Source organism: Citrobacter meridianamericanus (genome assembly GCF_041320245.1).
In the GTDB taxonomy this organism is placed as follows: domain Bacteria; phylum Pseudomonadota; class Gammaproteobacteria; order Enterobacterales; family Enterobacteriaceae; genus Citrobacter; species Citrobacter meridianamericanus.
In genome coordinates, this window is sequence record NZ_CP101036.1 from 1129355 (window position 1) to 1153635 (window position 24281).

General features: G+C 52.7%; 18 protein-coding genes. 12 read left to right on the forward strand and 6 right to left on the reverse strand.

Features of this window, described 5'->3' with window-relative positions:
- Positions 1–71: 71 nt before the first annotated feature.
- From xni to queF, 5 genes are all read right to left on the reverse strand, one after another.
- Positions 72–827, reverse strand: coding sequence for a flap endonuclease Xni (gene xni / locus NMD08_RS05445; RefSeq protein WP_370619693.1), 756 nt, complete (start codon positions 825–827; stop codon positions 72–74).
- 110 nt (positions 828–937) lie between these two features.
- Positions 938–2305, reverse strand: coding sequence for an L-serine ammonia-lyase (locus NMD08_RS05450; RefSeq protein ID WP_151218261.1), 1368 nt, complete (start codon positions 2303–2305; stop codon positions 938–940).
- A 53-nt stretch (positions 2306–2358) separates the two neighbouring features.
- Complete coding sequence (locus NMD08_RS05455) at positions 2359–3648, reverse strand: HAAAP family serine/threonine permease (protein WP_151218260.1); 1290 nt, start codon at positions 3646–3648, stop codon at positions 2359–2361.
- 562 nt (positions 3649–4210) lie between these two features.
- Entirely contained in the window at positions 4211–5575 is a 1365-nt protein-coding gene (gene ppnN, locus NMD08_RS05460; protein ID WP_151224277.1) for a nucleotide 5'-monophosphate nucleosidase PpnN, read from the reverse strand.
- Positions 5576–5688: 113 nt separating this feature from the next.
- Positions 5689–6537 carry an NADPH-dependent 7-cyano-7-deazaguanine reductase QueF gene (queF, locus tag NMD08_RS05465; protein ID WP_151218259.1) on the reverse strand — a complete coding sequence of 283 codons (849 nt, stop codon included), beginning with the start codon at positions 6535–6537 and terminating at the stop codon, positions 5689–5691.
- 68 nt (positions 6538–6605) lie between these two features.
- Here queF and syd point away from each other — a divergent pair, with 68 nt between their 5' ends.
- The 8 genes from syd to NMD08_RS05505 all read left to right on the forward strand — a co-directional run bounded on the left by syd (position 6606) and on the right by NMD08_RS05505 (position 14988).
- Positions 6606–7151 (forward strand): SecY-interacting protein, encoded by a 546-nt coding sequence (syd, locus tag NMD08_RS05470; RefSeq protein ID WP_151218258.1) that lies wholly within the window; start codon positions 6606–6608, stop codon positions 7149–7151.
- A 632-nt stretch (positions 7152–7783) separates the two neighbouring features.
- Entirely contained in the window at positions 7784–8113 is a 330-nt protein-coding gene (locus NMD08_RS05475; RefSeq protein WP_151218257.1) for a YqcC family protein, read from the forward strand.
- Positions 8113–8895, forward strand: coding sequence for a tRNA pseudouridine(65) synthase TruC (gene truC, locus NMD08_RS05480; protein ID WP_187258932.1), 783 nt, complete (start codon positions 8113–8115; stop codon positions 8893–8895). The genes NMD08_RS05475 and truC overlap by 1 nt, the downstream gene beginning before the upstream one ends.
- A gap of 19 nt (positions 8896–8914) precedes the next feature.
- Entirely contained in the window at positions 8915–9364 is a 450-nt protein-coding gene (locus NMD08_RS05485) for a flavodoxin (protein WP_003846536.1), read from the forward strand.
- A gap of 342 nt (positions 9365–9706) precedes the next feature.
- The gene (gene gudP, locus NMD08_RS05490; protein WP_370619695.1) at positions 9707–11059 is read left to right on the forward strand and encodes a galactarate/glucarate/glycerate transporter GudP; all 1353 of its coding nucleotides are present in this window, start codon (positions 9707–9709) and stop codon (positions 11057–11059) included.
- Positions 11060–11061: 2 nt separating this feature from the next.
- Complete coding sequence (locus tag NMD08_RS05495; protein WP_252838645.1) at positions 11062–12402, forward strand: glucarate dehydratase family protein; 1341 nt, start codon at positions 11062–11064, stop codon at positions 12400–12402.
- Between the two features lie 20 nt (positions 12403–12422).
- Positions 12423–13763 (forward strand): glucarate dehydratase, encoded by a 1341-nt coding sequence (gudD, locus tag NMD08_RS05500; protein ID WP_151218254.1) that lies wholly within the window; start codon positions 12423–12425, stop codon positions 13761–13763.
- 82 nt (positions 13764–13845) lie between these two features.
- Complete coding sequence (locus NMD08_RS05505; protein ID WP_370619697.1) at positions 13846–14988, forward strand: glycerate kinase; 1143 nt, start codon at positions 13846–13848, stop codon at positions 14986–14988.
- A gap of 43 nt (positions 14989–15031) precedes the next feature.
- Here NMD08_RS05505 and barA read toward each other — a convergent pair whose 3' ends face one another.
- Positions 15032–17788: a two-component sensor histidine kinase BarA gene (barA, locus tag NMD08_RS05510; protein WP_151224274.1), complete on the reverse strand. Its 2757-nt coding sequence runs from the start codon at positions 17786–17788 to the stop codon at positions 15032–15034.
- A 57-nt stretch (positions 17789–17845) separates the two neighbouring features.
- Here barA and rlmD point away from each other — a divergent pair, with 57 nt between their 5' ends.
- From rlmD to pyrG, 4 genes are all read left to right on the forward strand, one after another.
- Positions 17846–19144, forward strand: a complete 1299-nt coding sequence (gene rlmD, locus NMD08_RS05515) for a 23S rRNA (uracil(1939)-C(5))-methyltransferase RlmD (RefSeq protein ID WP_151224273.1) — start codon at positions 17846–17848, stop codon at positions 19142–19144.
- Positions 19145–19244: 100 nt separating this feature from the next.
- A complete protein-coding gene (gene relA, locus NMD08_RS05520) occupies positions 19245–21479 on the forward strand; it encodes a GTP diphosphokinase (RefSeq protein WP_151218250.1) in 2235 nt (744 codons plus the stop codon).
- A 73-nt stretch (positions 21480–21552) separates the two neighbouring features.
- A complete protein-coding gene (gene mazG / locus NMD08_RS05525) occupies positions 21553–22344 on the forward strand; it encodes a nucleoside triphosphate pyrophosphohydrolase (RefSeq protein ID WP_151218249.1) in 792 nt (263 codons plus the stop codon).
- Positions 22345–22568: 224 nt separating this feature from the next.
- Positions 22569–24206 (forward strand): glutamine hydrolyzing CTP synthase, encoded by a 1638-nt coding sequence (gene pyrG / locus NMD08_RS05530; RefSeq protein WP_003034127.1) that lies wholly within the window; start codon positions 22569–22571, stop codon positions 24204–24206.
- The last annotated feature ends 75 nt before the right edge of the window (positions 24207–24281 follow it).

A 24281-nucleotide genomic window follows, 5' to 3' on the forward strand; every position in this document is an offset into this window, starting at 1 on the left:
CCTGGCGTTTATCTGGCCTACAGGGGGACGATAAGTAGGCCGGATAAGCGCAGCGCCATCCGGCAATAAGACTACCGCGCTAGCCGTAGCTGTTGTAGGTTTCCATCGATATGTAAGTCCGTTTGCAGCCGTGCGATATCACGACACAGAAACGCCATCTCGTGGTGTATCTCCAGTTTCTTGCGCCACTTCTCCGGTACCTCATCAAGATGCGTGTAAATCCCTTCCAGATGCTGAAACTGAACGAGTAGCTGGGTCGCACTTTTCGGACCAATGCCCGCGACACCGGGCACTTTTGAGCTGCTTATTCCTGCCAGTCCCCAGTAGTCCGGCAATTGTTGCGGAAGCACTCCGAACTCTTTCTCAATGAATGGGGCATCCAGCCAGCGCTTCTGGAAGTAGTCGCGAATGCGCAGCGTAGGGGAGAGCAACTGGCAATAGCCTTTATCAGTGGAGACAATCGTGGCCTGGTGCCCGGCTTGAGTCACCTTTACCGCCAGTGTGGCGGCTAAATCATCGGCCTCATTACCGCTCGACACCCAGCAGCAGACGCCACGCTGTTCAAAAGCGGCCCGTAAGGCGGGCATTTCCTGGTGCAATTCATCAGGCATCGGCGGGCGGCCGGCTTTATAGTCAGGCAATCGTTGATGACGCCAGCCGCTGTTGCGCGCTTCGTCATCAAATACCGCCACGGCGTGGGTAGGCTGACTGTGCACAATCAGCTGATCGAGCGCGTGCTGACACGTCTCCACGCAGGGTGAACCCTGTACGGCGTGAATGCGGCGGATAAGATTCAGTGCATCGACAATGAGCAGGTGGACGGCCACAGTGTTCTCCCTAACAAATCAGTCTGTAGGGTAACATTCACGGCGGGTGGAGGCGAATAGTTGGCAGCAAAACAGGAAGAGGCCTCGCAAAAGAGACCTCTTCAGGGGACTTAATCGCAGGTGACAATCTTCATTGCCAGACCGCCGCGAGAGGTTTCGCGGTATTTGGCGTTCATGTCTTTACCGGTTTCGTACATGGTCTCGATAACTTTGTCGAGGCACACGCGCGGCTCACTGGTACGGCGCAGCGCCATACGTGCGGCGTTAACCGCTTTCACGGACGCAATCGCGTTACGCTCAATGCACGGTACCTGTACCTGGCCGGCAACCGGATCGCAGGTCAGACCCAGGTTGTGTTCCATACCGATTTCCGCCGCGATGCACACCTGCATTGGGCTACCGCCAAGCAGTTCAGCCAGACCGGCCGCTGCCATGGAGCAGGCTACGCCGACTTCACCCTGACAGCCAACTTCGGCGCCAGAGATAGAGGCGTTCATCTTGTACAGTGAACCAATGGCGCTCGCGACCAGCATGTAGCGTGCCAGCGAGTTAGCGTTCACTTCGCGGATAAACTTGTCGTAGTAAGCCAGCACGGCAGGAACAATCCCGCATGCACCGTTAGTTGGCGCAGTGACTACGCGTCCACCGGCTGCGTTTTCTTCATTTACGGCCAGTGCGAACATGTTGATCCAGTCAACAACCGCCATCGGATCAGTGGTGGTTTTATCGCTACTAACCAGCATACGACGCAGCGCCGCCGCACGACGTGGAACGCGCAGTTTGCCCGGCAATACGCCTTCGGTGGTGATGCCGCGCTCAATGCCGCTGCGCATGACTTCCCAAACGTTGGCAAAGTGTTGTTCCAGCTCTTCTTTGCTGTGCAGCGCCAGTTCGTTTTGCATCATCAGACCGGAAAGCGACAGGCCGGTTTCCTGGCAATGACGTTGTAAATCAGCCGCAGATTTATACGGATACGGCACGTTTACCGGAGAGTTATTCGGTAAACCAAAATGTTCTTCATCAACGATGAACCCACCGCCAATGGAATAGTATGTCTGGCTGTAAATGGCTTTTTCGCCTGCCAGTGCGGTAATACGCATCCCGTTTTCGTGTAGAGACAAATTGTCCGTATGGAAGTTCATGCACTTGTCGACCGGGAATTCGACCTCATGTTGGCCGTCCGCCAGTAGCAAACGTCCATGAGTATTCACATCCTGGATAAAGGCCGGGATGGCATCAATATCGACGGTATCCGGCAGATTACCCGCCAGGCCCATAATAATCGCGATGTCGGTATGGTGACCTTTCCCCGTCAGAGACAAGGAGCCATAGACATCAACCACTACGCGGGTTACGTCAGTGAGAATTCCGCGTGCAATCAGGTCATCCGTGAATTGTTTGCCTGCTTTCATCGGGCCAACAGTATGGGAGCTGGAAGGGCCAATGCCGATTTTGAAAATATCGAATACGCTAATCATGAGGCGTCCATTGTGTATCGAGGTGCGCCGCCCCAAGGAGCGGCGCAGGGGAATTAACTGAACAGAGAGTAGAAAATAGCGGAGATAGCGATCAGGCCCATAATGACAACGAAGACGTTGCTGATATGGCCGCTGTACTTACGCATTGCCGGTACTTTCTGAATGGCATACATCGGCATCAGGAACAGAATCATCGCGATGATTGGGCCACCCAGGGTCTCAATCATACCGAGGATGCTCGGGTTCAGCGTTGCCACAATCCAGGTGGTGACCAGCATGAACAGCGCAGTGATTTTGTTCAGTTTGTTGATTTCGATGGATTTGCCTTTACCACGCAGAGACTTAATCACCATACCGTTGAAACCTTCACGCGCGCCCAGGTAGTGGCCGAGGAAGGATTTGGTGATAGCGATAATCGCGATGATCGGTGCCATCCAGGCAATGATCGGTGCGTTAAAGTGGTTCGCCAGGTAAGACAGGATAGAGATGTTCTGCTCTTTCGCCGCAGCCAGATCCGCCGGGGTCAGGCTGAATACGCAGCTGAAGACGAAGAACATAACGGTCAGTACCATCATGATGTGAGCGAATGCCAGAATCTTGGAGCATTTCTTCTCAGCTTCATCACCGTATTCTTCACGTTTCGCCACGGCGAAAGAGGAGATGATCGGTGAGTGGTTGAAGGAGAACACCATTACCGGAATTGCCAGCCACAGGGTCAACAGCAGACCGTTGCCGGTGGTTGCTGCAGAGTCAAAGGACAGGGTTTCCAGAACCGCGCCGCTCCACTGAGGGATCAGGTACAGCGCCAGCAGCATCAGGGCTGCAACGAACGGGAATACCAGGATGCTCATCGCTTTCACGATCATCTGCTCGCCGAAACGCACGATGGTCATCATGCCGACAATCAGGATCAGAGACAGAATTGCGCGCGGTGGCGGCGTAATGGCCAACTGGTGGGTCAGGAAGCTTTCCACGGTATTGGTGATTGCTACGCTGTAAACCAACAGAATCGGGTAGATAGCGAAGAAATAGAGCAGAGTAATCAGTTTACCCGCGCCAACACCGAAGTGTTCTTCTACTACTTCAGTGATGTCTTCACCCGGATTTTTACCGGACAGCACAAAGCGAGTCAGGCCGCGGTGTGCAAAGAAGGTCATCGGGAAAGCAAGGATCGCCATGATGATCAGCGGAATCATACCGCCTACGCCTGCGTTGATTGGCAGGAACAATACACCCGCGCCAATCGCCGTGCCGTAAAGGCCCAGCATCCACATGGTGTCTGTCTTGCGCCATGCGCTGCGGGTCTGGCCCGTAACGATAGTGCTGGTTTGAGTGTTTTCCATCTATTTCTCCTGGAGGAAGCTTAAAAAGTCGGGTTTTGGGTCAATCCAATGAAAAAGAACCCGACTGTAAATCAAAATTCGTTGAGCGATTTTTTATGTAATTTTTCGCCGTAATAATTTGCGGGCGGAAAGATACATTTAAGTAATGAATCTATCAGTGATCGCGATCTCAAATGCAATAATCCACCTTTTATGTGGATAAATTTGGACCATTAAGCTGTTAAAAAATAGTCAAAGCGAATTTACTGGCGCGAAGGCTAACATTAACGACATATATCATGAAAGCGAAGGTGCGGGGATACGAGGGTTACGCTACAAAAGATGTTGTTTTTAGAGGAATTTAGCGATTGATAATAATTTCCTAAGATAAATCACGGTTGGATTTTGTAGGCAATCGTTTGCCTTGCGTGTCATTTTTAAAGAAAAATCACTGATATCTATATAATGTTCCGAGCTATGTGACTGGTATCACTAAAAAAAGCCGGGTGGCTGATGCGCCAGCCCCGGCTTCGGTATGGACAAAATTGTCACCGCAAAAGCGACTGCTCGCGGATGTAGGTGGTCAGGCGCTAATCTCGTAGCAAGGGATATACGCAGAGCCTGGTAACTTCATGCGATGCTGTGCGACAAAGCCCTGCAGGAGATCGTCCATGCGGCGCATCATTTCGCGGTCGCCGTGGATTTTATACGGGCCAAACTCTTCAATGGCGCGGATCCCAACTTCCTTCACGTTACCCGCCACAATCCCCGAGAATGCACGGCGCAGGTCGGCCGCCAGTACTTCAACGGGCTGATCCGGGTACAGCTTCAGGTTAGCCATGTTTTCATGGGACGGCTCGAACGGCATCTGCAAATCAGGTGCAATACGAATCGACCAGTTAAAGCTATAGGCATCACCGGTATCGCGGCGGTTCTCTTTCACCAGCGGCATCGCTTTTTTCATCAGGCGCGCCACTTCCGCAGCGTCGTCAATGATAATGCGATAGTGGCGACGCGCGTCTTCTCCCAGCGTGTGCACAATAAATTCGTCCAGCACGCGGAAGTAGTCGGCGCTCTCTTTTGGTCCGGTCAGGATCAGCGGCAACACCTGATCTTTGTTCGCCGGGTTCATCAGGATCCCCAGCAGATACAACAGCTCTTCTGCTGTCCCTACGCCGCCCGGGAAGATGATAATACCGTGGGCGATGCGTACGAATGCTTCCAGACGTTTTTCAATGTCCGGCATGATGATCAGTTCGTTAACCAGCGGGTTAGGTGGCTCAGCGGCAATGATTGACGGTTCGGTCATGCCAATAAAGCGGCTGTCTTTGTATCGCTGCTGGGCGTGACCGACAGCAGCGCCTTTCATTGGCGCTTCCATCGCCCCCGGACCGCAGCCGGTGCAGATGTTCAGTTCGCGCAGGCCTAACTGGGTGCCGACGCGACGAGCGTACAGGTACTCATTTTCGTTGATTGAGTGACCGCCCCAGCAGACGACCATATTAGGCGCTTCACCAACGTGTAGCGCGCGGGCATTACGCAGGATCGAGAATACCAGGTTGGTAATATGCACCGAGCTTTCGAGATCCAGATGCTGAAAACGGCCGGCGTTATGGATTTGGCCATTGACGAACAGAATGTCGCGCAGCACGGCGAACAGGTTGGCCTGCAGCGCGCGAATAATGCGTCCATCAACAAACGCATCTTCAGGCGGGTTGATCAGTTCCAGCTTCACGCCCCGTTCGCGGCGCAGCACGTTTATGTCGAAACTTTCAAAGCGTGACAGCAGCTCTTTGCTGTTGTCGGTCAAACTGCCGGAGTTCAGAACGGCAAGCGAACAGTTACGAAACAGTTGATACAGGTCGCTGCTGGCCGTGCGTTTAAGCAATTCGACTTCCAGCTGCGACAACATGTCCATTGAGCCAAGTGGGCTAATATGTGTAATCAAGTAAACTCCTTACGGGACGAGAGACATCATCCTCTATTGATTACAATAGCCCTGGCTTATGACCTTTCACAACCTTGCGCGCGGAATTCGACACGCAAAATTGAGAAAAAAGATTACTGACGTACCAGACGACCGGTTGCCGGAGTGAAATCGGTGTTAGTGCGCCATGGGTTAATGTCCAGGCCGCCACGTCGCGTGTAGCGCGCGTAGACGCTCAGTTTCTCCGGCTGGCAGAAGCGCAGAATGTCATTGAAAATGCGTTCCACGCACTGTTCATGAAACTCATTATGGTGGCGGAAGGAGACCAGGTAACGCAGCAGCTTCTCTCTGTCGATTTTACGTCCGCGATACTGAATTTGTATGGAGCCCCAGTCTGGCTGGTGTGTGATTAAACAGTTGGACTTCAGCAGATGGCTGACCAGCGTCTCTTCCACCGCTTTTTCACCGCTTACGGCATTTTCCAGATACTCAGTGCTGAACTGGTAGTTATCGATGACGATATCCTGATTGTCGATACAGGTGCCGTTAAAGTGGGCTATCGGCTGCCCTTCCATTTCGTCAAGGCGGAACAGCGCCACGCTGACATGGCCCTGAGCACAGGCGCGCAGGTCGTTTTCCAGCGTCTGGCGTACCGCTTCCCAGGAGTCAAAACGGGTCTGGTTAAAACTGTTCAGGTAAAGCTTAAAGCTTTTCGATTCAATCAGGTTGACGCTGGTGTAATCCAGTTCTACATGACCGACCGCGACCTGTGGTAAACCGTTGGCATTCAACCATGACAACTCATACAGCGTCCAGATATCGGCACCGTGAAAAGGCAGATTGTCAGCTTTTAAATCCAACGGATCGCGATTCAGGCTGCGTGGCACGCCCTGAAGCAGGCTGGCATCGTAATTATCCCGGTAATCTGTTGATTTACCGAGAGTCAGGCCGTCAAGCGCCTGATGATTTTCATAAGAGGACATGTTTCACCGTCATAAACCAGATACACTATGCGACAAGTGTATCCTGGCTTTTGTGAAGAGAGAAATCAGTGGACGAATTGACAGCGCAGGCGTTAACAGCCTTTACGACGCGTTATTGCGACGCGTGGCATGAGAAAAATGACAGCTGGCCGCTCAGCGAAGAGCTGTATGGCGTACCCTCTCCGTGTATCATTTCTTCCACAGGCGATGCGGTTTTCTGGCAACCACAGCCTTTTGTTGGCGAAGAAAACGTCAGTGCGGTTGAACGCGCTTTTGATATTGTGATACAACCTGCCATTCACGCTTTTTATACCACTCAGTTTGCCGGGGACATGCACGCACAATTTGCGGATGAGAAACTTACTCTTCTGCAAACCTGGTCTGAAGATGACTTCAGACGCGTACAGGAAAACCTGATTGGCCACTTGGTTACGCAAAAACGCCTTAAGCTCTCTCCTACGCTTTTTATTGCCACACAGGACAATGAGCTTGACGTCATTTCGGTGTGCAATCTGTCCGGTGAAGTGTGCAAAGAAACGCTGGGAACCCGTAAACGGACGGTACTTGCGGCCTCACTTGCGGAATTCCTCACTCAACTTAAGCCAGTTCTGTAATCCAGTTTACTCTGAACCTTGTGAGAGATCTCTTACAAACCCTGTAGGACATTGTCAGATAATGAGTGAAGACTTAACGAATGGGTAAAAATTTAATTCCTTATTATTCATGTTGTTAATGTTTTATTTTCCGCTTTCATACGAAAATAATCTTAAGGGTATGTCTATAAGCGTCTTGTAAGATAAGGCGAAACAGGCGATTCTATACCTGTCGACAAGGAGTCGTACAACGAAGAGAACATCAGGATGATGGCTTTTCGGCAGGACACACCAGGACGGTGTTGCAAGGACAGGCTTCAGGACGAAGCAAAGAGGAAAACGCTGGATGCGTTAAAGGACACCTCCAGGATGGAGAATGAGAGCCGGTCAGGATGTTCGGCGGGTCAGGATGGCCAGGACACTTCAGGATGAAGTTTTCATATCGGGGTGATGTGAGCAGGATGCAAAAGTTCAGGATGAACGCGGTCGCAAGACCACAGGAAAAGTTGTCACGGATGAGCAGGGAGCACTAAAAGTAGCTGGAATGCTGCGAAACGAACCGGGAGCACTGTTTTTACAGTGCTCCCTTTTTTTATTTCCCTTCACTAGTGCTATTCTTCGCGCCAGATTTTTTCATCATTGAGGTTAATTTCATGACGACTCATGACCGTGTGCGCCAGCAGTTACACACGCTTGAAGCGCTACTGCGTGAACATCATCACTGGCGGATGGATGAGCCCGCAGAGCATCTGTTTACCAGCACGCAGCCTTTTTGTATGGATACCATGGAGCCGGTTGAGTGGCTGCAATGGGTATTGATTCCGCGCATGCATATGCTGCTCGATAACGCGCAGCCGCTTCCGCAGGCTTTTGCTGTCGCACCGTATTACGAAATGGCGTTGGCTGCCGATCACCCACAACGCGAAATTCTCCTGGCGGCATTGCAGGAGCTGGATGCGCTGTTTACCAGTGATAACGCCTGATGCTGGAGATTCTCTATCAGGACGAATGGCTGGTTGCAGTCAATAAACCATCTGGCTGGTTGGTTCACCGCAGTTGGCTCGACCGGGATGAAAAAGTGGTGGTGATGCAAACGGTGCGCGACCAGATTGGTCAGCACGTTTTTACCGCCCATCGACTCGACAGACCAACCTCCGGCGTACTTCTGATGGGGCTATCCAGCGAAGCCGGACGGTTGCTGTCCCAGCAGTTTGAACAGCATAAAATTCACAAGCGCTATCATGCGATTGTGCGTGGCTGGTTGATGGATGAGGCCGTGCTGGATTACCCGTTGGTAGAAGAGCTGGATAAGATCGCCGATAAGTTTGCCCGTGATGATAAAGGCCCGCAGCCTGCCGTCACTCATTATCGCGGCCTGGCAACGGTAGAAATGCCGGTGGCGACCGGACGTTATCCGACCACCCGTTATGGACTGGTGGAGCTGGATCCTAAAACCGGTCGAAAACACCAGCTCAGACGCCATCTGGCGCACTTGCGCCATCCGATTATTGGCGACAGCAAGCACGGTGATTTACGGCAAAACCGCAGCGCCGCGGAGCATTTCGGTTGTCAGCGATTAATGCTGCATGCCAGCCAGCTTGCGCTGACCCATCCTTTCACCGGCGAACCGCTGGTTATTCGCGCCGGGCTGGATGACGTCTGGATGCAGGCATTGTCACAATTTGGCTGGCGTGGACTTCTCCCTGAGAATGAAAGGGTTGAGTTCGTCGAGCGGTCAGGTCAGGATGAGCAGATAGATTCTTAAGTCCCAGGAGATTACGGTTATGGCGGAAATTGGAATTTTTGTCGGCACGATGTACGGAAACGCACTGCTGGTTGCTGAAGAGGCCGAGGCAATTTTGACGGCACAGGGTCATAAAGCCACGGTGTTTGAAGATCCGGAGCTCAGCGACTGGCAGGTATATCAGGATAAATATGTGCTGGTGGTGACCTCAACGACCGGGCAGGGCGATCTGCCCGATAGCATCGTGCCGCTGTTTCAGGGGATCAAAGATAATCTCGGTTTCCAGCCAAATCTGCATTACGGAGTCATTGCGCTGGGCGACAGCAGCTACGTTAATTTCTGCAATGGTGGCAAACAGTTTGATGCGCTGTTACAGGAGCAAAGCGCACAGCGCGTGGGTGAAATGTTGCTGATTGACGCCAGCGAACATCCTGAACCAGAAAGCGAATCCAACCCCTGGGTAGAAAACTGGGGAACCTTGCTCAAATAATCTCTCGCCCGTACGGGCATACAACCCCCGTTTGAACCGTAGGCCGGGTCAGGCGAAGCCGCCACCCGGCAATAAAACCCCAATTACGTGAACTAACTTCCACTGCTTTGGGCTTATGCCCCAAACAAATTCTTACTGCCTCTCTAATGTTGTGTTCATGCACGGTGAGGGTAAGAGCCACTCCTTCATATACTTTTCCCGTCAGTTCCCGGAAAGGCAGCGAGTCAGAATAAAACGGCCCTGAGCTGTACCAAAACTGCCACACACTAACCTCTCATTCTGATCACCCTACAGGTGCTGTACAGAATGAACTGGCGACAGCCAAGATTCAGGAGTGCAACAATGAGTTCATTAAGTCAGGCGGCGAGCAGCGCGGAAAAACGCACTAACGCTCGCTACTGGATAGTGGTGATGTTGTTTATCGTCACATCCTTTAACTACGGCGATCGCGCCACTTTATCTATTGCCGGTTCGGAGATGGCCAAAGACATTGGCCTGGATGCCGTCGGGATGGGGTACGTCTTCTCCGCATTCTCATGGGCCTATGTTATCGGTCAGATCCCTGGCGGCTGGTTGCTCGACCGCTTCGGTTCAAAACGTGTTTATTTCTGGTCCATCTTTATCTGGTCCATGTTTACCCTGCTGCAGGGCTTCGTCGATATCTTTAGCGGCTTCGGCATTATCGTTGCGCTGTTTACGTTGCGATTCCTTGTCGGTTTAGCTGAAGCACCTTCCTTCCCTGGCAATAGTCGGATAGTTGCGGCATGGTTCCCGGCACAGGAGAGGGGCACGGCAGTCGCAATCTTTAACTCTGCGCAGTACTTTGCCACCGTTATTTTTGCGCCAATCATGGGGTGGCTGACCCACGAAGTGGGCTGGTCGCATGTGTTCTTCTTTATGGGCGGCCTCGGGATTGTTATCAGCTTTATCTGGCTGAAGGTGATTCATGAACCAAACCAGCACCCGGGCGTAAACCAAAAAGAGCTGGAGTACATTGCTGAAGGCGGGGCGCTGATCAACATGGATCAGGCGGCCGCCAAAGCTAAAGTGCCGTTCAGCGTGAAGTGGGGGCAAATCAAACAGCTGCTGGGCTCACGGATGATGATCGGTATTTACATCGGGCAATACTGCATTAACGCGCTGACCTACTTCTTTATCACCTGGTTCCCGGTTTATCTGGTGCAGGCTCGCGGTATGTCGATTTTGAAAGCCGGTTTTGTCGCTTCGGTTCCGGCCATTTGCGGATTTGCAGGCGGCGTGCTCGGGGGCATTATTTCCGACTGGCTGATGCGTCGTACCGGTTCGCTGAATATCGCCCGTAAAACACCAATCGTACTCGGCATGCTGCTGTCGATGGTGATGGTGTTCTGTAACTACGTCAACGTGGAGTGGATGATCATCGGCTTTATGGCGCTGGCCTTCTTCGGCAAAGGTATCGGTGCCCTGGGCTGGGCGGTGATGGCTGATACTGCACCTAAAGAGATCAGCGGTCTGAGCGGCGGTTTGTTCAACATGTTTGGCAACATCTCCGGCATCGTCACGCCAATTGCTATCGGCTACATCGTAGGGACCACCGGCTCGTTTAATGGCGCGTTGATTTACGTCGGGTTGCATGCGCTGATTGCGGTGGTGAGCTATCTGGTGCTGGTGGGTGATATTAAACGTATCGAACTGAAACCTGTCGCAGGACAATGATGATGACAACACAATCAAGCCCCGTTATTACCGATATGAAGGTCATCCCGGTGGCCGGTCATGACAGCATGCTGCTAAATATTGGCGGTGCGCACAATGCATATTTCACCCGCAATATTGTGGTTCTTACCGATAACGCCGGCAATACCGGCGTCGGTGAAGCGCCGGGCGGCGAAGTGATTTATCAGACGCTGGTTGACGCTATTCCGATGGTTTTGGGTCAGGAAGTCGCGCGCCTGAATAAGGTGGTTCAGCAGGTGCACAAAGGTAATCAGGCCGCTGATTTTGACACCTTTGGCAAAGGCGCCTGGACGTTTGAGCTACGGGTAAACGCGGTGGCAGCGCTGGAAGCAGCGCTGCTCGACCTGTTGGGTAAGGCGCTCAACGTACCGGTCTGTGAACTTTTAGGGCCGGGCAAGCAGCGCGATGCGGTCACCGTGCTCGGCTATCTGTTCTACGTGGGCGATCGCACAAAGACCGATTTACCGTATCTGGAAAGCACGCCGGGAAACCATGAGTGGTATCACCTGCGTCACCAGCACGCAATGAATAGCGAAGCCGTGGTACGTCTGGCCCAGGCTTCTCAGGATCGATACGGTTTTAAAGACTTCAAACTCAAAGGCGGTGTACTGCCTGGCGAGCAGGAAATCGACACCGCTCGTGCGCTGAAAAAATGCTTCCCGGATGCGCGTATTACGGTTGATCCCAACGGTGCCTGGTTGCTGGATGAGGCCATCTCCCTGTGTAAAGGCCTGAACGATGTGCTGACCTACGCCGAAGATCCGTGCGGCGCTGAACAGGGCTTTTCCGGGCGCGAAGTGATGGCCGAGTTCCGCCGTGCAACTGGTTTACCGGTAGCAACGAACATGATAGCCACCAACTGGCGTGAGATGGGCCATGCGGTGATGCTGAACTCAGTCGATATTCCGCTGGCCGATCCGCACTTCTGGACCCTTTCCGGCGCGGTACGCGTGGCACAGTTATGCGATGACTGGGGACTGACCTGGGGCTGCCACTCTAACAATCATTTTGATATTTCGCTGGCGATGTTCACCCACGTTGGCGCCGCTGCGCCGGGCACCCCGACGGCTATCGATACCCACTGGATCTGGCAGGAGGGCGATTGCCGTCTGACCAAAAATCCGCTGGAGATTAAGAACGGGAAAATTGCTGTTCCTGAAGCGCCTGGACTGGGCGTAGAGCTGGACTGGGATCAGGTTAACAAGGCTCATGAAGCCTACAAGAGACTGCCCGGTGGTGCGCGTAATGACGCGGGTCCAATGCAGTATCTGATCCCCGGATGGACTTTTGACCGTAAACGTCCCGTTTTCGGCCGCCACTAATTTTGAATAAGGACTTAATGATGAGTGCACAATTTACTACCCCAGTCGTGACCGCGATGCAGGTGATCCCGGTTGCGGGTCATGACAGTATGCTGATGAACCTGAGCGGCGCACATGCTCCATTCTTCACGCGTAATATTGTGATTATCAAAGATAACTCCGGCCACACCGGCGTGGGTGAAATTCCCGGCGGAGAAAAAATCCGCAAAACGCTGGAAGATGCGATCCCGCTGGTGGTAGGCAAAACGTTAGGTGAATACAAAAACGTGCTGAATGCGGTACGCAATACTTTTGCCGATCGTGATGCGGGCGGTCGCGGTTTGCAGACCTTTGATTTACGTACCACTATTCATGTGGTTACCGGGATCGAAGCGGCCATGTTGGATCTGCTGGGTCAGCATTTGGGTGTTAACGTCGCCTCTCTGCTGGGTGACGGACAACAGCGTAGCGAAGTTGAAATGCTGGGTTATCTGTTCTTTGTCGGCAACCGTAAAGCGACGCCGCTGCCGTACCAGAGTCAGCCGGATGAGAAGTGCGACTGGTATCGCCTGCGTCATGAAGAGGCGATGACTCCGGATGCGGTAGTGCGCCTGGCGGAAGCTGCGTATGAGAAGTATGGTTTCAACGACTTTAAACTGAAAGGCGGCGTGCTGGCCGGGGAAGAGGAAGCGGAATCTATCGTTGCGCTGGCGAAGCGTTTCCCGCAGGCCCGCGTGACGCTGGATCCAAACGGCGCGTGGTCGCTAAATGAAGCGATTAAAATTGGTAAGTACCTGAAAGGATCGCTGGCGTATGCGGAAGATCCTTGTGGCGCCGAGCAGGGCTTCTCCGGTCGTGAAGTCATGGCGGAATTCCGTCGTGCCACTGGCCTGCCGACCGCCACCAATATGATCGCCACCGACTGGCGTCAGATGGGGCATACCCTGTCATTGCAGTCAGTGGACATCCCGCTGGCGGACCCGCATTTCTGGACGATGCAGGGTTCTGTCCGCGTGGCGCAGATGTGCCATGAATTCGGGTTAACCTGGGGCTCGCACTCTAACAACCACTTTGATATTTCACTGGCGATGTTTACGCATGTTGCGGCGGCGGCTCCGGGCAAAATTACCGCGATCGATACCCACTGGATCTGGCAGGAAGGTAACCAACGCCTGACCAAAGAGCCGTTTGAGATTAAAGGCGGCATGGTGCAGGTACCGGCAAAACCGGGTCTGGGTGTGGAGCTGGATATGGATCAGGTGATGAAAGCCCACGAGCTGTATCAGCAACATGGGCTGGGGGCGCGTGATGATGCGATGGGCATGCAGTATCTGATCCCTAACTGGACGTTTGATAATAAGCGTCCGTGCATGGTACGCTAAGTGAGCTGGGACCGCTCCCAATTGGTGGGCGGTTTTTCTCCTGGTGTATGCTTAACACAGTCAACATGCGTAAGGATGCTTTATGAAAATAGTAATCGCACCGGATTCCTATAAGGAAAGTTTGAGTGCGCTTGAAGTGGCAACGGCTATTGAGATGGGATTTCGTGAGATCTGGCCTGACGCGGATTACGTGAAGCTCCCGGTCGCTGACGGCGGTGAGGGAACGGTCGAAGCGATGGTTGCCGCAACACAAGGTCACCTTGTGCATGTTGATGTTACCGGCCCTTTGGGCAACACGATTCGGGCATTTTACGGTTTATCTGGTGATGAGCGTTCGGCGTTTATCGAAATGGCTGCCGCCAGTGGGCTGGAGCAAGTTCCCGTGGGGTTACGCGATCCGCTGAAAACCACTTCCTGGGGAACCGGGGAGTTAATCCGTCATGCGCTGGACGCTGGCGTTGAGCATATCATTATCGGGATTGGCGGCAGCGCCACCAATGATGGCGGCGCGGGGATGGTACAAGCGCTGGGAGCAAAATTGCTGAATGCGCAAGATAACGATATTGGCCATGGCGGTGCTGGCCTCGAATCGCTCTCGCGGATTGATATATCTCAGTTAGACCAGCGCCTTGCCGCGTGTCGTATTGAAGTGGCTTGCGATGTCACCAACCCGTTGACCGGTGAAGAGGGCGCTTCTGCGGTTTTTGGCCCGCAAAAGGGGGCAACGCCGGAGATGATTACCCGCCTCGATCGGGCGCTTTCGCACTATGCGCAGCTGATCGCTCGCGATCTGGATGTCAACGTGCTGGATCTGGACGGCGGTGGTGCTGCTGGTGGTATGGAGGCGGCGCTGTATGCCTTCTGTGGCGCACAGCTACGCTGCGGTATTGAGATAGTGACGGATGCGTTACATCTTGACGCCTGCGTTGCGGATGCGGACTTAGTGGTTACTGGTGAAGGACGCATCGACAGCCAGACCATTCACGGTAAGGTTCCGGTTGGCGTGGCAAAAGTTGCAAAGCGTTATAACAAACCGGTGATTGGTATTGCTGGTAGCCTGACGGCCGATGTCGGTGTTGTGCATGAGCATGGGCTGGATGCAGTTTTCAGCGTTATCTATACCATTTGTACGCTGGATGAGGCGTTGAAGAACGCGAGTGAGAATGTCCGAATGACAGCGCGAAACGTGGCTGCGACGCTCAAAGCAGGGCAGCAATTACGTTGAATTTTCAGGCCGGATGCGGTGCTCATTCCGCATCCGGCGATTTTTACCCTAATAAGCGCTTTGCTTCACGGGCAACGTTATCCATTTCATCCAGAAGCTCTAAAAACTCAGGTTCCAGCTCTTCTTCTTTGGTCCCGCTACGTAATTGCTGCTCAATAAGCTGACACAGGTTTTTCATGCGGGGAACGCCGCTATAACCGCAGCTACCGTGCAGCTTATGGATCATATCCACCAGCCCTTCAGGGTTTTCACCGACCAGCTGTTCTTCAATTTTATTACGTACCTCGGGCAGAAAATCGAGCAGCATTTGCAGCATATCCCGCGCCAGATCGTTTTTACCTGCGGCTTGTCTTAATGCCAACTGCCAGTCGAGCGTGGTATTCGGATTGACGATCGGCTCAACGGGGTCAACGGCGAGCGCCCTAAGCGCTGCGCTTGCGCCGGGTTTATAGCGTAACAGCAGATTATGTAGCTTATCTTCCTCGATAGGCTTCGCCAGGTAATCGTTCATCCCGGCGCTGAGCAACTTCTCTTTCTGCCCGGCCATAGCATGCGCGGTGACCGCAATGACCGGCGTCTGTTGTTGATGAGGAAGCTGGTGGATCAGCTCGCAGGCGCGAATACCGTCCATGTCTGGCATCTGAATATCCATCAGGATCAGATCAAACTGCATCTGTTTGGCGCGATCCACTGCCTGGTGCCCGCTGTCGCAGAGCACAACTTGCTGCACTTTATCCTCCAGCAGTGCGCCAATAAGCTTGAGGTTCGCCGGGTTGTCGTCCACTGCCATGACGGTCATCGCGATTTTGCTCTCGTCTGACAACAGCGGATCTATGCTGTGGTTCAGTTGACAATACTCTGTCAATGCAGGCAGTAAACGGGTTGAGGTGAGCGGTTTCAACAGGCACGCCGCCGCGCCGCCCTGTTTCAATTTCTCGGCGTTAATTTGCGCATGGCAAGGCAAGGCCAGTAACAAAAAGTCGGTCATCGCCGCTGCGCTTGCCAGGCGCTCATGCTGCATGGTGAGCGGTTCGCGTAACGTGACCGGTACGCCAAGCAACAGAATATCGTAGTGATCCTTCGGCAGCCCAGAGAATGAAGGGCTGTAAATCACCTCCAGCGGCGTTTCACTCAAAATATCTAATGTGCATTGTGCTGCAGTGGCGTTAGGTTCGACGTAAGCCAGTCGCTTACCGGCCAGACAAAGCGTGGTTGAGCGATCAATGAGAACGTTAGGGTTGAGATCGAGGCTGATATGGAACCAGAACGTGGATCCCCGGTTCGGCTGACTGTGGAAGGAGATATCTCCGCCCATTTCATTGACCAGTTTTTGCGTAATGACCAGGCCCAGTCCGGTACCGCCGTGGCGGCGGGAAATACTGGCATCCGCCTGGCGGAAGGCCTGGAACAGGCGTGACTGATCGCGCTCGGGGATACCAATTCCGGTATCGCGGATTTGCACTTCAATTTGTACTTTTGTATTACTGAGCGCGCGTTTCTCGACCAATATATCGATATTACCGCCTTCGGTAAATTTGATGGCATTGCCGACCAGATTAGTGATCACCTGCTGTAAGCGCAGCGGATCGCCGATGACGTTGTCCGGTACGTCATTCTTAATATTCAGCGTCAGCTCAAGCCCTTTATCGTGGGATGAGTGCGCTAACAGCGTGACGACGTCATCGAGTGTGCTGCGCAGCGGGAATGGGATACTTTCCAGAATCAGCTTGCCCGCCTCAAGTTTGGAGAAGTCGAGCACATCATTGATGATGGCCAGCAGATTGTTGGCCGAGCGTTCAATCGTATTCAGGTGATCGCGCTGCGTGGAGTTGAGCTCGGTTTTTAGTGTCAGACGGGTGAAACCAATCACGCCATTGAGCGGGGTTCGCAGCTCGTGCGACATGTTAGCCAGAAACTCAGACTTAATACGCGCCGCTTCCTGGGCCCGCTTTTTAGCCAGATCCAGTTCGACGTTCTGGATTTCCATCTGTTCCAACGTTTCGCGCAGATCAGAGGTGGCCTGATCGATGTTGTGCTGCATCTCTTCATGGTAGGCCGCAAGTGACATCGCCATCGAGTTAATACCATTTTTGAGCATATCCAGCTCGCCCAGCATGAAACCCTCCACGCGGCTATCGAGCTGTCCTCGTCGTATTCGGTCAACGGTATTCACCATATTGCGAATCGGGCCGGTCACGTCGCGCATCAGGCGCCAGCCAAAAATTAACGCAATCCCGATACAAAACAGCATCATTACGCTGGAGATAAAAATCTCTTTATACTGCTGCAATCTTACTGACTTAAGGTCTAACTCCAGCGCCACGTACCCCAACATATTTTTGTCATTTTTCGCGTCGCTTAAGGCAGATTCATCCGGCGAATACCTTTCCGAGATAATCGGGGTGCGCAGGATCATGATATCTCCGAGTCGCGTGACGCTCAGCTTACGGGGAAACGGTGACCCGGTAGCCAGCTGCATTTCAGACGGATCGAGATGAAAATTGGATGTGACAAACAGTCGGTTATTTTCGTCATAGACAGAAATTGCCCGCACGATATCGGAATGGCGACGATGCAGTACGCTGATCAGTTGGCCGATGGATTCCCTGTTTTGCAGGTTCATGCCATATTCGCTTGAGACCGCGAGTGGCTCAATGATGCTGGCGCCAGCATCTTCCAGTTGACGCTGCAAGTCGTTATAGCGATGCACAACAAAAAAGATACTGAGCAGCAAACCAATCAGGACGGTCGGGGCCAGGATCAGAATCATCATGCGTGCGCGCAGGCTGTAGTTGGTCATGGAGTTCCGTTATGGGACAATTAGGGTCACACTGTTAAAAAGAGACATATCTCGTCGATGGCGCAATTCTACTCTGCAAAACGACGCGTGACGACGCGTCAGATCATAACCGTTACCGTCAATGACCTCGATCCTTTTGGTCAGGGTGTTGCTCGCCATAACGGAAAGGCGTTGTTTATACCGGAATTGCTACCTCAGGAAAGCGCCGAGGTGGTGATTACCGAAGATAAAAAACAGTTCGCCCGCGCGCAAGTAAAACGACGTTTGAACAACAGCCCTGAGCGTGAAGTGCCACGTTGCCCGCATTTTGGCGTGTGTGGTGGCTGCCAGCAACAGCATGCCAGCATCTCGTTACAGCAGCGTAGTAAAAGCGCGGCGTTGTCGCGTTTAATGAAATGTGAAGTGTCGGATGTTATAGCTGATACGCCGTGGGGCTATCGTCGCCGTGCACGTTTGAGCCTGAGCTATCGGCCAAAAGAGCAAAAATTGCAGATGGGTTTTCGCAAATCCGGCTCTAACGACATTATCGATGTCAAACAATGCCCTGTTTTGGTGCCCCAGCTTGAGGCGCTATTGCCCCACATCAGGGCGTGCCTGGAAAGTCTACAAGGGTTACGCCATCTTGGGCATGTCGAACTGGTGCAGGCAGGGAGCGGAACCCTGATGATTTTGCGCCACACGGCGCCATTAAGTGCTGTGGATAAAGAAAAACTGGAATGCTTTTCGCATTCTCAGGGGCTGTCTTTGTTTCTGGCCCCGCAAAGCGAGATACTGGAATCAATATCAGAAGAATCGCCCTGGTATGATTCAAATGGACTACGGTTAACCTTCAGCCCGCGTGATTTTATTCAGGTCAATGAAGGGGTAAACCAGCAAATGGTGGCCCGAGCGTTGGAATGGCTCGATGTTCAACCAGGAGAGCGTGTGCTCGATCTGTTCTGCGGAATGGGCAATTTTACTCTGCCGCTGGCGACCCGAGCTGCAAGCGTGGTCGGCGTGGAAGGGGTACCGGCGCTGGTGGAAAAAGGCCGGGAAAATGCGCTGAATAACGGATTACACAATGTGACATTCTTTCATGAAAACCTTGAGGAAGATGTTACCCGGCAGCCTTGGGCTAAAAACGGATTCGACAAAGTTTTGCTCGATCCTGCGCGTGCGGGTGCTGCTGGTGTGATGCAACATATTATAAAATTAGAACCTATACGCGTTGTTTATGTATCCTGTAACCCGGCAACGCTGGCTCGTGACAGCGATGCTTTGCTCAATGCGGGATATGCCATCCGGCGGCTGGCGATGCTCGATATGTTCCCGCACACAGGACACCTGGAATCAATGGTCCTGTTTGAGCGTTTGTAATGAACTTAATACCCATTGGATTTCGGGTTGTAATGCTGTGTGAAAAACAATGGGTTCGGCTTGTCGACTTCGACAGGCCATGCCCCTTAAGGAGAGGACGATGGTTGCGGTAAGAAGTGCACATTTAAATAAAGCTGGTGAGTTTGATCCAAAGAAATGGATCGCGAGTCTGGGGATCTCCAGCCAGCAGTCGTGTGAACGCTTAGCCGAAACCTGGGCGTACTGCCTGCAGCAAACACAGGGGCATCCGGATGCAGAGCTGCTGCTGTGGCGTGGCGTGGAGATGGTAGAAATCCTCTCTATGTTGAGCATGGATATCGACACGTTGCGCGCAGCAATGCTTTTCCCTCTGGCTGATGCCAACGTCGTCAGTGAAGACATCCTGCGCGAGAGCGTGGGCAAATCCATTGTTCATCTTATCCACGGTGTGCGTGACATGGCGGCGATACGCCAGCTTAAAGCCACGCATACCGATTCAGTCTCTTCCGAGCAGGTCGATAACGTCCGCCGCATGCTGCTGGCTATGGTGGATGATTTCCGCTGTGTGGTCATCAAGCTGGCGGAGCGCATTGCACATCTGCGTGAAGTGAAAGACGCACCGGAAGATGAACGCGTTCTGGCAGCAAAAGAGTGCACCAATATCTATGCCCCGCTGGCTAACCGGTTGGGTATTGGGCAGTTAAAATGGGAGCTGGAAGATTACTGCTTCCGTTATCTGCACCCGGCTGAATACAAACGTATTGCCAAGCTGCTGCATGAACGTCGTATCGATCGCGAACACTACATTGATGAATTCGTCGGTCATTTGCGCTCAGAGATGAAAACGGAAGGCGTCAAAGCCGAAGTTTACGGACGTCCGAAGCACATCTACAGCATCTGGCGCAAAATGCAGAAAAAACAGTTAGCCTTTGATGAACTGTTCGATGTGCGCGCGGTGCGTATCGTGGCGGAGCGTTTACAGGATTGCTACGCCGCGCTCGGAATAGTACATACTCACTATCGCCATCTGCCGGATGAGTTCGATGACTACGTCGCGAACCCGAAACCCAACGGCTACCAGTCAATCCATACGGTTGTGCTGGGGCCGGGCGGGAAAACCATTGAAATTCAGATCCGCACCAAACAGATGCACGAAGATGCCGAACTGGGCGTTGCTGCGCACTGGAAATACAAAGAGGGCACAGCCTCAGGCGCGGCACGCTCCGGTCATGAAGATCGTATCGCATGGCTGCGTAAACTGATCGCCTGGCAGGAAGAGATGGCTGATTCCGGCGAAATGCTGGATGAAGTCCGTAGCCAGGTCTTTGATGACCGGGTTTACGTCTTTACGCCGAAAGGCGACGTTGTAGATCTGCCTGCAGGCTCCACGCCGCTCGATTTTGCTTATCACATCCACAGCGATGTGGGCCATCGTTGCATTGGCGCGAAAATTGGCGGGCGCATCGTACCGTTTACTTACCAACTGCAGATGGGCGATCAAATTGAAATTATCACCCAGAAACAGCCAAACCCAAGCCGCGACTGGTTGAATCCTAACCTCGGCTACGTGACCACCAGTCGTGGGCGTTCGAAGATCCACGCCTGGTTCCGTAAACAGGATCGCGATAAAAATATCCTGGCGGGTCGCCAGATCCTCGACGATGAGCTGGCGCATTTAGGTATTAGCCTGAAAGAAGCGGAAAAGCACCTGCTGCCGCGCTACAGCTTCAATGAACTGGATGAGCTTCTGGCGGCGATTGGTGGAGGCGACATCCGCCTTAACCAGATGGTGAACTTCCTGCAGGCGCAGTTTAATAAGCCAAGCGCTGCAGAGCAGGATGCCGCCGCGCTGAAACAGCTTCAGCAGAAAACGCAAGCGCCGCAGAGCCGCCGTAAAGACGATGGTCGCGTGGTGGTTGAAGGGGTGGGTAATCTGATGCACCACATCGCTCGCTGTTGCCAGCCGATTCCAGGTGATGAAATTGTCGGGTTTATCACTCAAGGACGTGGTATTTCGGTCCACCGGGCGGATTGCGAACAGCTGAATGAACTGCGCTCGCATGCGCCGGAACGTATTGTTGACGCGGTTTGGGGCGAAAGCTACTCGGCAGGATATTCGCTGGTGGTTCGCGTCCAGGCTAACGATCGCAGCGGCTTGTTGCGTGATATCACCACTATTCTTGCCAACGAGAAGGTGAACGTGCTGGGCGTTGCCAGCCGGAGTGATACCAAACAACAGCTTGCCACCATCGATATGACCATCGAAATCTACAACCTGCAGGTGCTCGGACGCGTGCTCGGCAAGCTTAACCAGGTGCCGGATGTGATCGACGCACGCCGTCTGCACGGTAATTAATACGAACGTAGGCCGGATGGCGGCATAAATGCCTTATCCGGCCAACAGTTACTCAAATCTCCAGGATTGTCACATGAACCAAATCGATCGGCTGCTCGGTATAATGCAGCGCCTGCGTGATCCGGAAAACGGCTGTCCGTGGGACAAAGAGCAGACATTCGCCACTATTGCCCCTTACACTCTCGAAGAAACCTATGAAGTGCTGGACGCGATTGCGCGTGAAGACTTCGATGACCTGCGTGGAGAACTGGGTGACCTGCTGTTTCAGGTGGTATTTTATGCCCAGATGGCGCAGGAAGAAGGGCGCTTCAACTTTGATGATATCTGTGCAGCGATAAGCGATAAGCTTGAACGTCGCCACCCGCATGTTTTTGCTGATGTTTCCGCCAGTAACAGCACCGAGGTGCTAACCCGTTGGGAGCAAATCAAAACCGAAGAGCGCGCTGAGAAGGCACAGCATTCCGCACTCGACGATATTCCCCGTAGTTTACCGGCGTTAATGCGTGCACAAAAAATCCAGAAACGCTGCTCAAATGTTGGCTTCGACTGGAAAACATTAGGACCGGTTGTCGACAAGGTTTACGAAGAGATCGATGAAGTCATGTTTGAGGCGAGGCAGGCTGTTGTCGACCAGGCTAAACTGGAGGAGGAAATGGGCGATCTGCTGTTTGCCACGGTCAATATGGCGCGCCATTTAGGCACTAAAGCAGAGACCGCATTGCAAAAAGCGAACGAGAAATTTGAGCGACGTTTTCGTGAGGTTGAACGAATTGTGGCGGCTCGGGGTCTGGAAATGACTGGTGTTGATCTGGAAACTATGGAAGAAGTCTGGCAACAGGTAAAACGGCAGGAAATTGATCTCTAAGGGATTTCGTCGGTCAAGGGCGATTTGTGTGATTTTTTAAATAACAAGCGCTTGATTTACGTCAAAAACATTTACCCCAAAGGGGCTATTTTTTCACTCCCGATGTTAATGTGAGCCTGGTGAAGAGGAGGAATAATGAAAGTTTGTGGCGCTCGTCATGTTCGGGTATACTACTTTCCCGTCTTGGTAATTCCATCGTTTCACCCTAACTTCTCAGGTCCAGCATGACAACGAACTATATTTTTGTGACCGGCGGGGTCGTATCCTCTCTGGGAAAAGGCATTGCCGCAGCCTCCCTGGCAGCCATTCTTGAAGCCCGTGGCCTCAATGTGACCATGATGAAACTGGATCCGTACATCAACGTTGATCCAGGTACTATGAGCCCAATCCAACACGGGGAAGTGTTCGTTACCGAAGACGGCGCTGAAACCGACCTGGACCTGGGTCACTACGAGCGTTTCATTCGTACTAAAATGAGTCGCCGCAACAACTTCACCACGGGTCGTATTTACTCCGACGTTCTGCGTAAAGAACGCCGTGGCGACTACCTGGGCGCTACCGTTCAGGTTATCCCGCACATCACGAATGCCATTAAAGAACGTGTTCTGGAAGGCGGTGAAGGTCATGATGTTGTTCTGGTTGAAATCGGCGGAACCGTTGGGGATATCGAATCTCTGCCGTTCCTTGAAGCGATTCGCCAGATGGCCGTAGAAATTGGCCGCGAGCACACGCTGTTTATGCATCTGACGCTGGTTCCGTACATGGCGGCGGCAGGTGAAGTCAAAACTAAACCGACTCAGCACTCGGTAAAAGAGTTGCTTTCTATCGGTATTCAGCCAGATATCCTGATTTGTCGCTCCGATCGCGCAGTTCCGGCTAATGAACGTGCAAAAATTGCATTATTCTGTAACGTTCCGGAAAAAGCGGTGATTTCTCTGAAAGATGTCGATTCCATCTATAAAATTCCGGGCCTGTTGAAATCCCAGGGCCTTGACGATTATATTTGTAAACGATTCAGCTTGAACTGTCCGGAAGCTAATCTGTCAGAATGGGAACAGGTTATCTACGAAGAAGCGAATCCGGCAGGCGAAGTGACTATCGGTATGGTCGGCAAGTACATTGAACTGCCGGATGCCTATAAGTCAGTTATCGAGGCACTGAAGCACGGTGGTCTGAAGAATCGTGTCACCGTCAACATCAAGCTGATCGATTCGCAAGATGTCGAAACGCGCGGCGTTGAGATCCTGAAAGGTCTTGATGCAATCCTGATCCCAGGCGGCTTCGGCTACCGTGGTGTTGAAGGTAAAATCGCGACAGCGCGCTTTGCGCGTGAGAACAATATTCCTTATCTGGGCATTTGCCTGGGTATGCAGGTTGCGTTGATTGAGTTTGCACGTAACGTAGTGGGTATGGACAACGCCAACTCCACGGAATTTGTGCCAGACTGTAAGTATCCGGTGGTGGCTCTGATTACCGAATGGCGCGATGAAGACGGTAACGTCGAAGTCCGTACCGAGAAGAGCGATCTGGGCGGCACAATGCGCCTTGGCGCGCAGCAGTGTCAGTTGAGCGACGATAGCCTGGTTCGTCAACTGTACGGCGCGCCGACAATTGTTGAACGCCATCGCCACCGCTACGAAGTCAACAATATGCTGTTGAAACAGATTGAAGCTGCGGGTCTGCGTATTGCAGGCCGTTCCGGTGATGATCAGTTGGTCGAGATCATTGAGGTACCGAATCATCCGTGGTTCGTGGCCTGTCAGTTCCACCCGGAATTTACTTCCACGCCACGTGATGGACACCCGCTGTTTGCCGGCTTTGTGAAAGCCGCCAGTGAACATCAGAAGCGTCAGGCGAAGTAAGAAGTAAATAAGTTAGAACGGCAATGCACCCTTCAGGGTGCATTGTTTGTCTGGAGTTTTAGTTTAACTTGTACT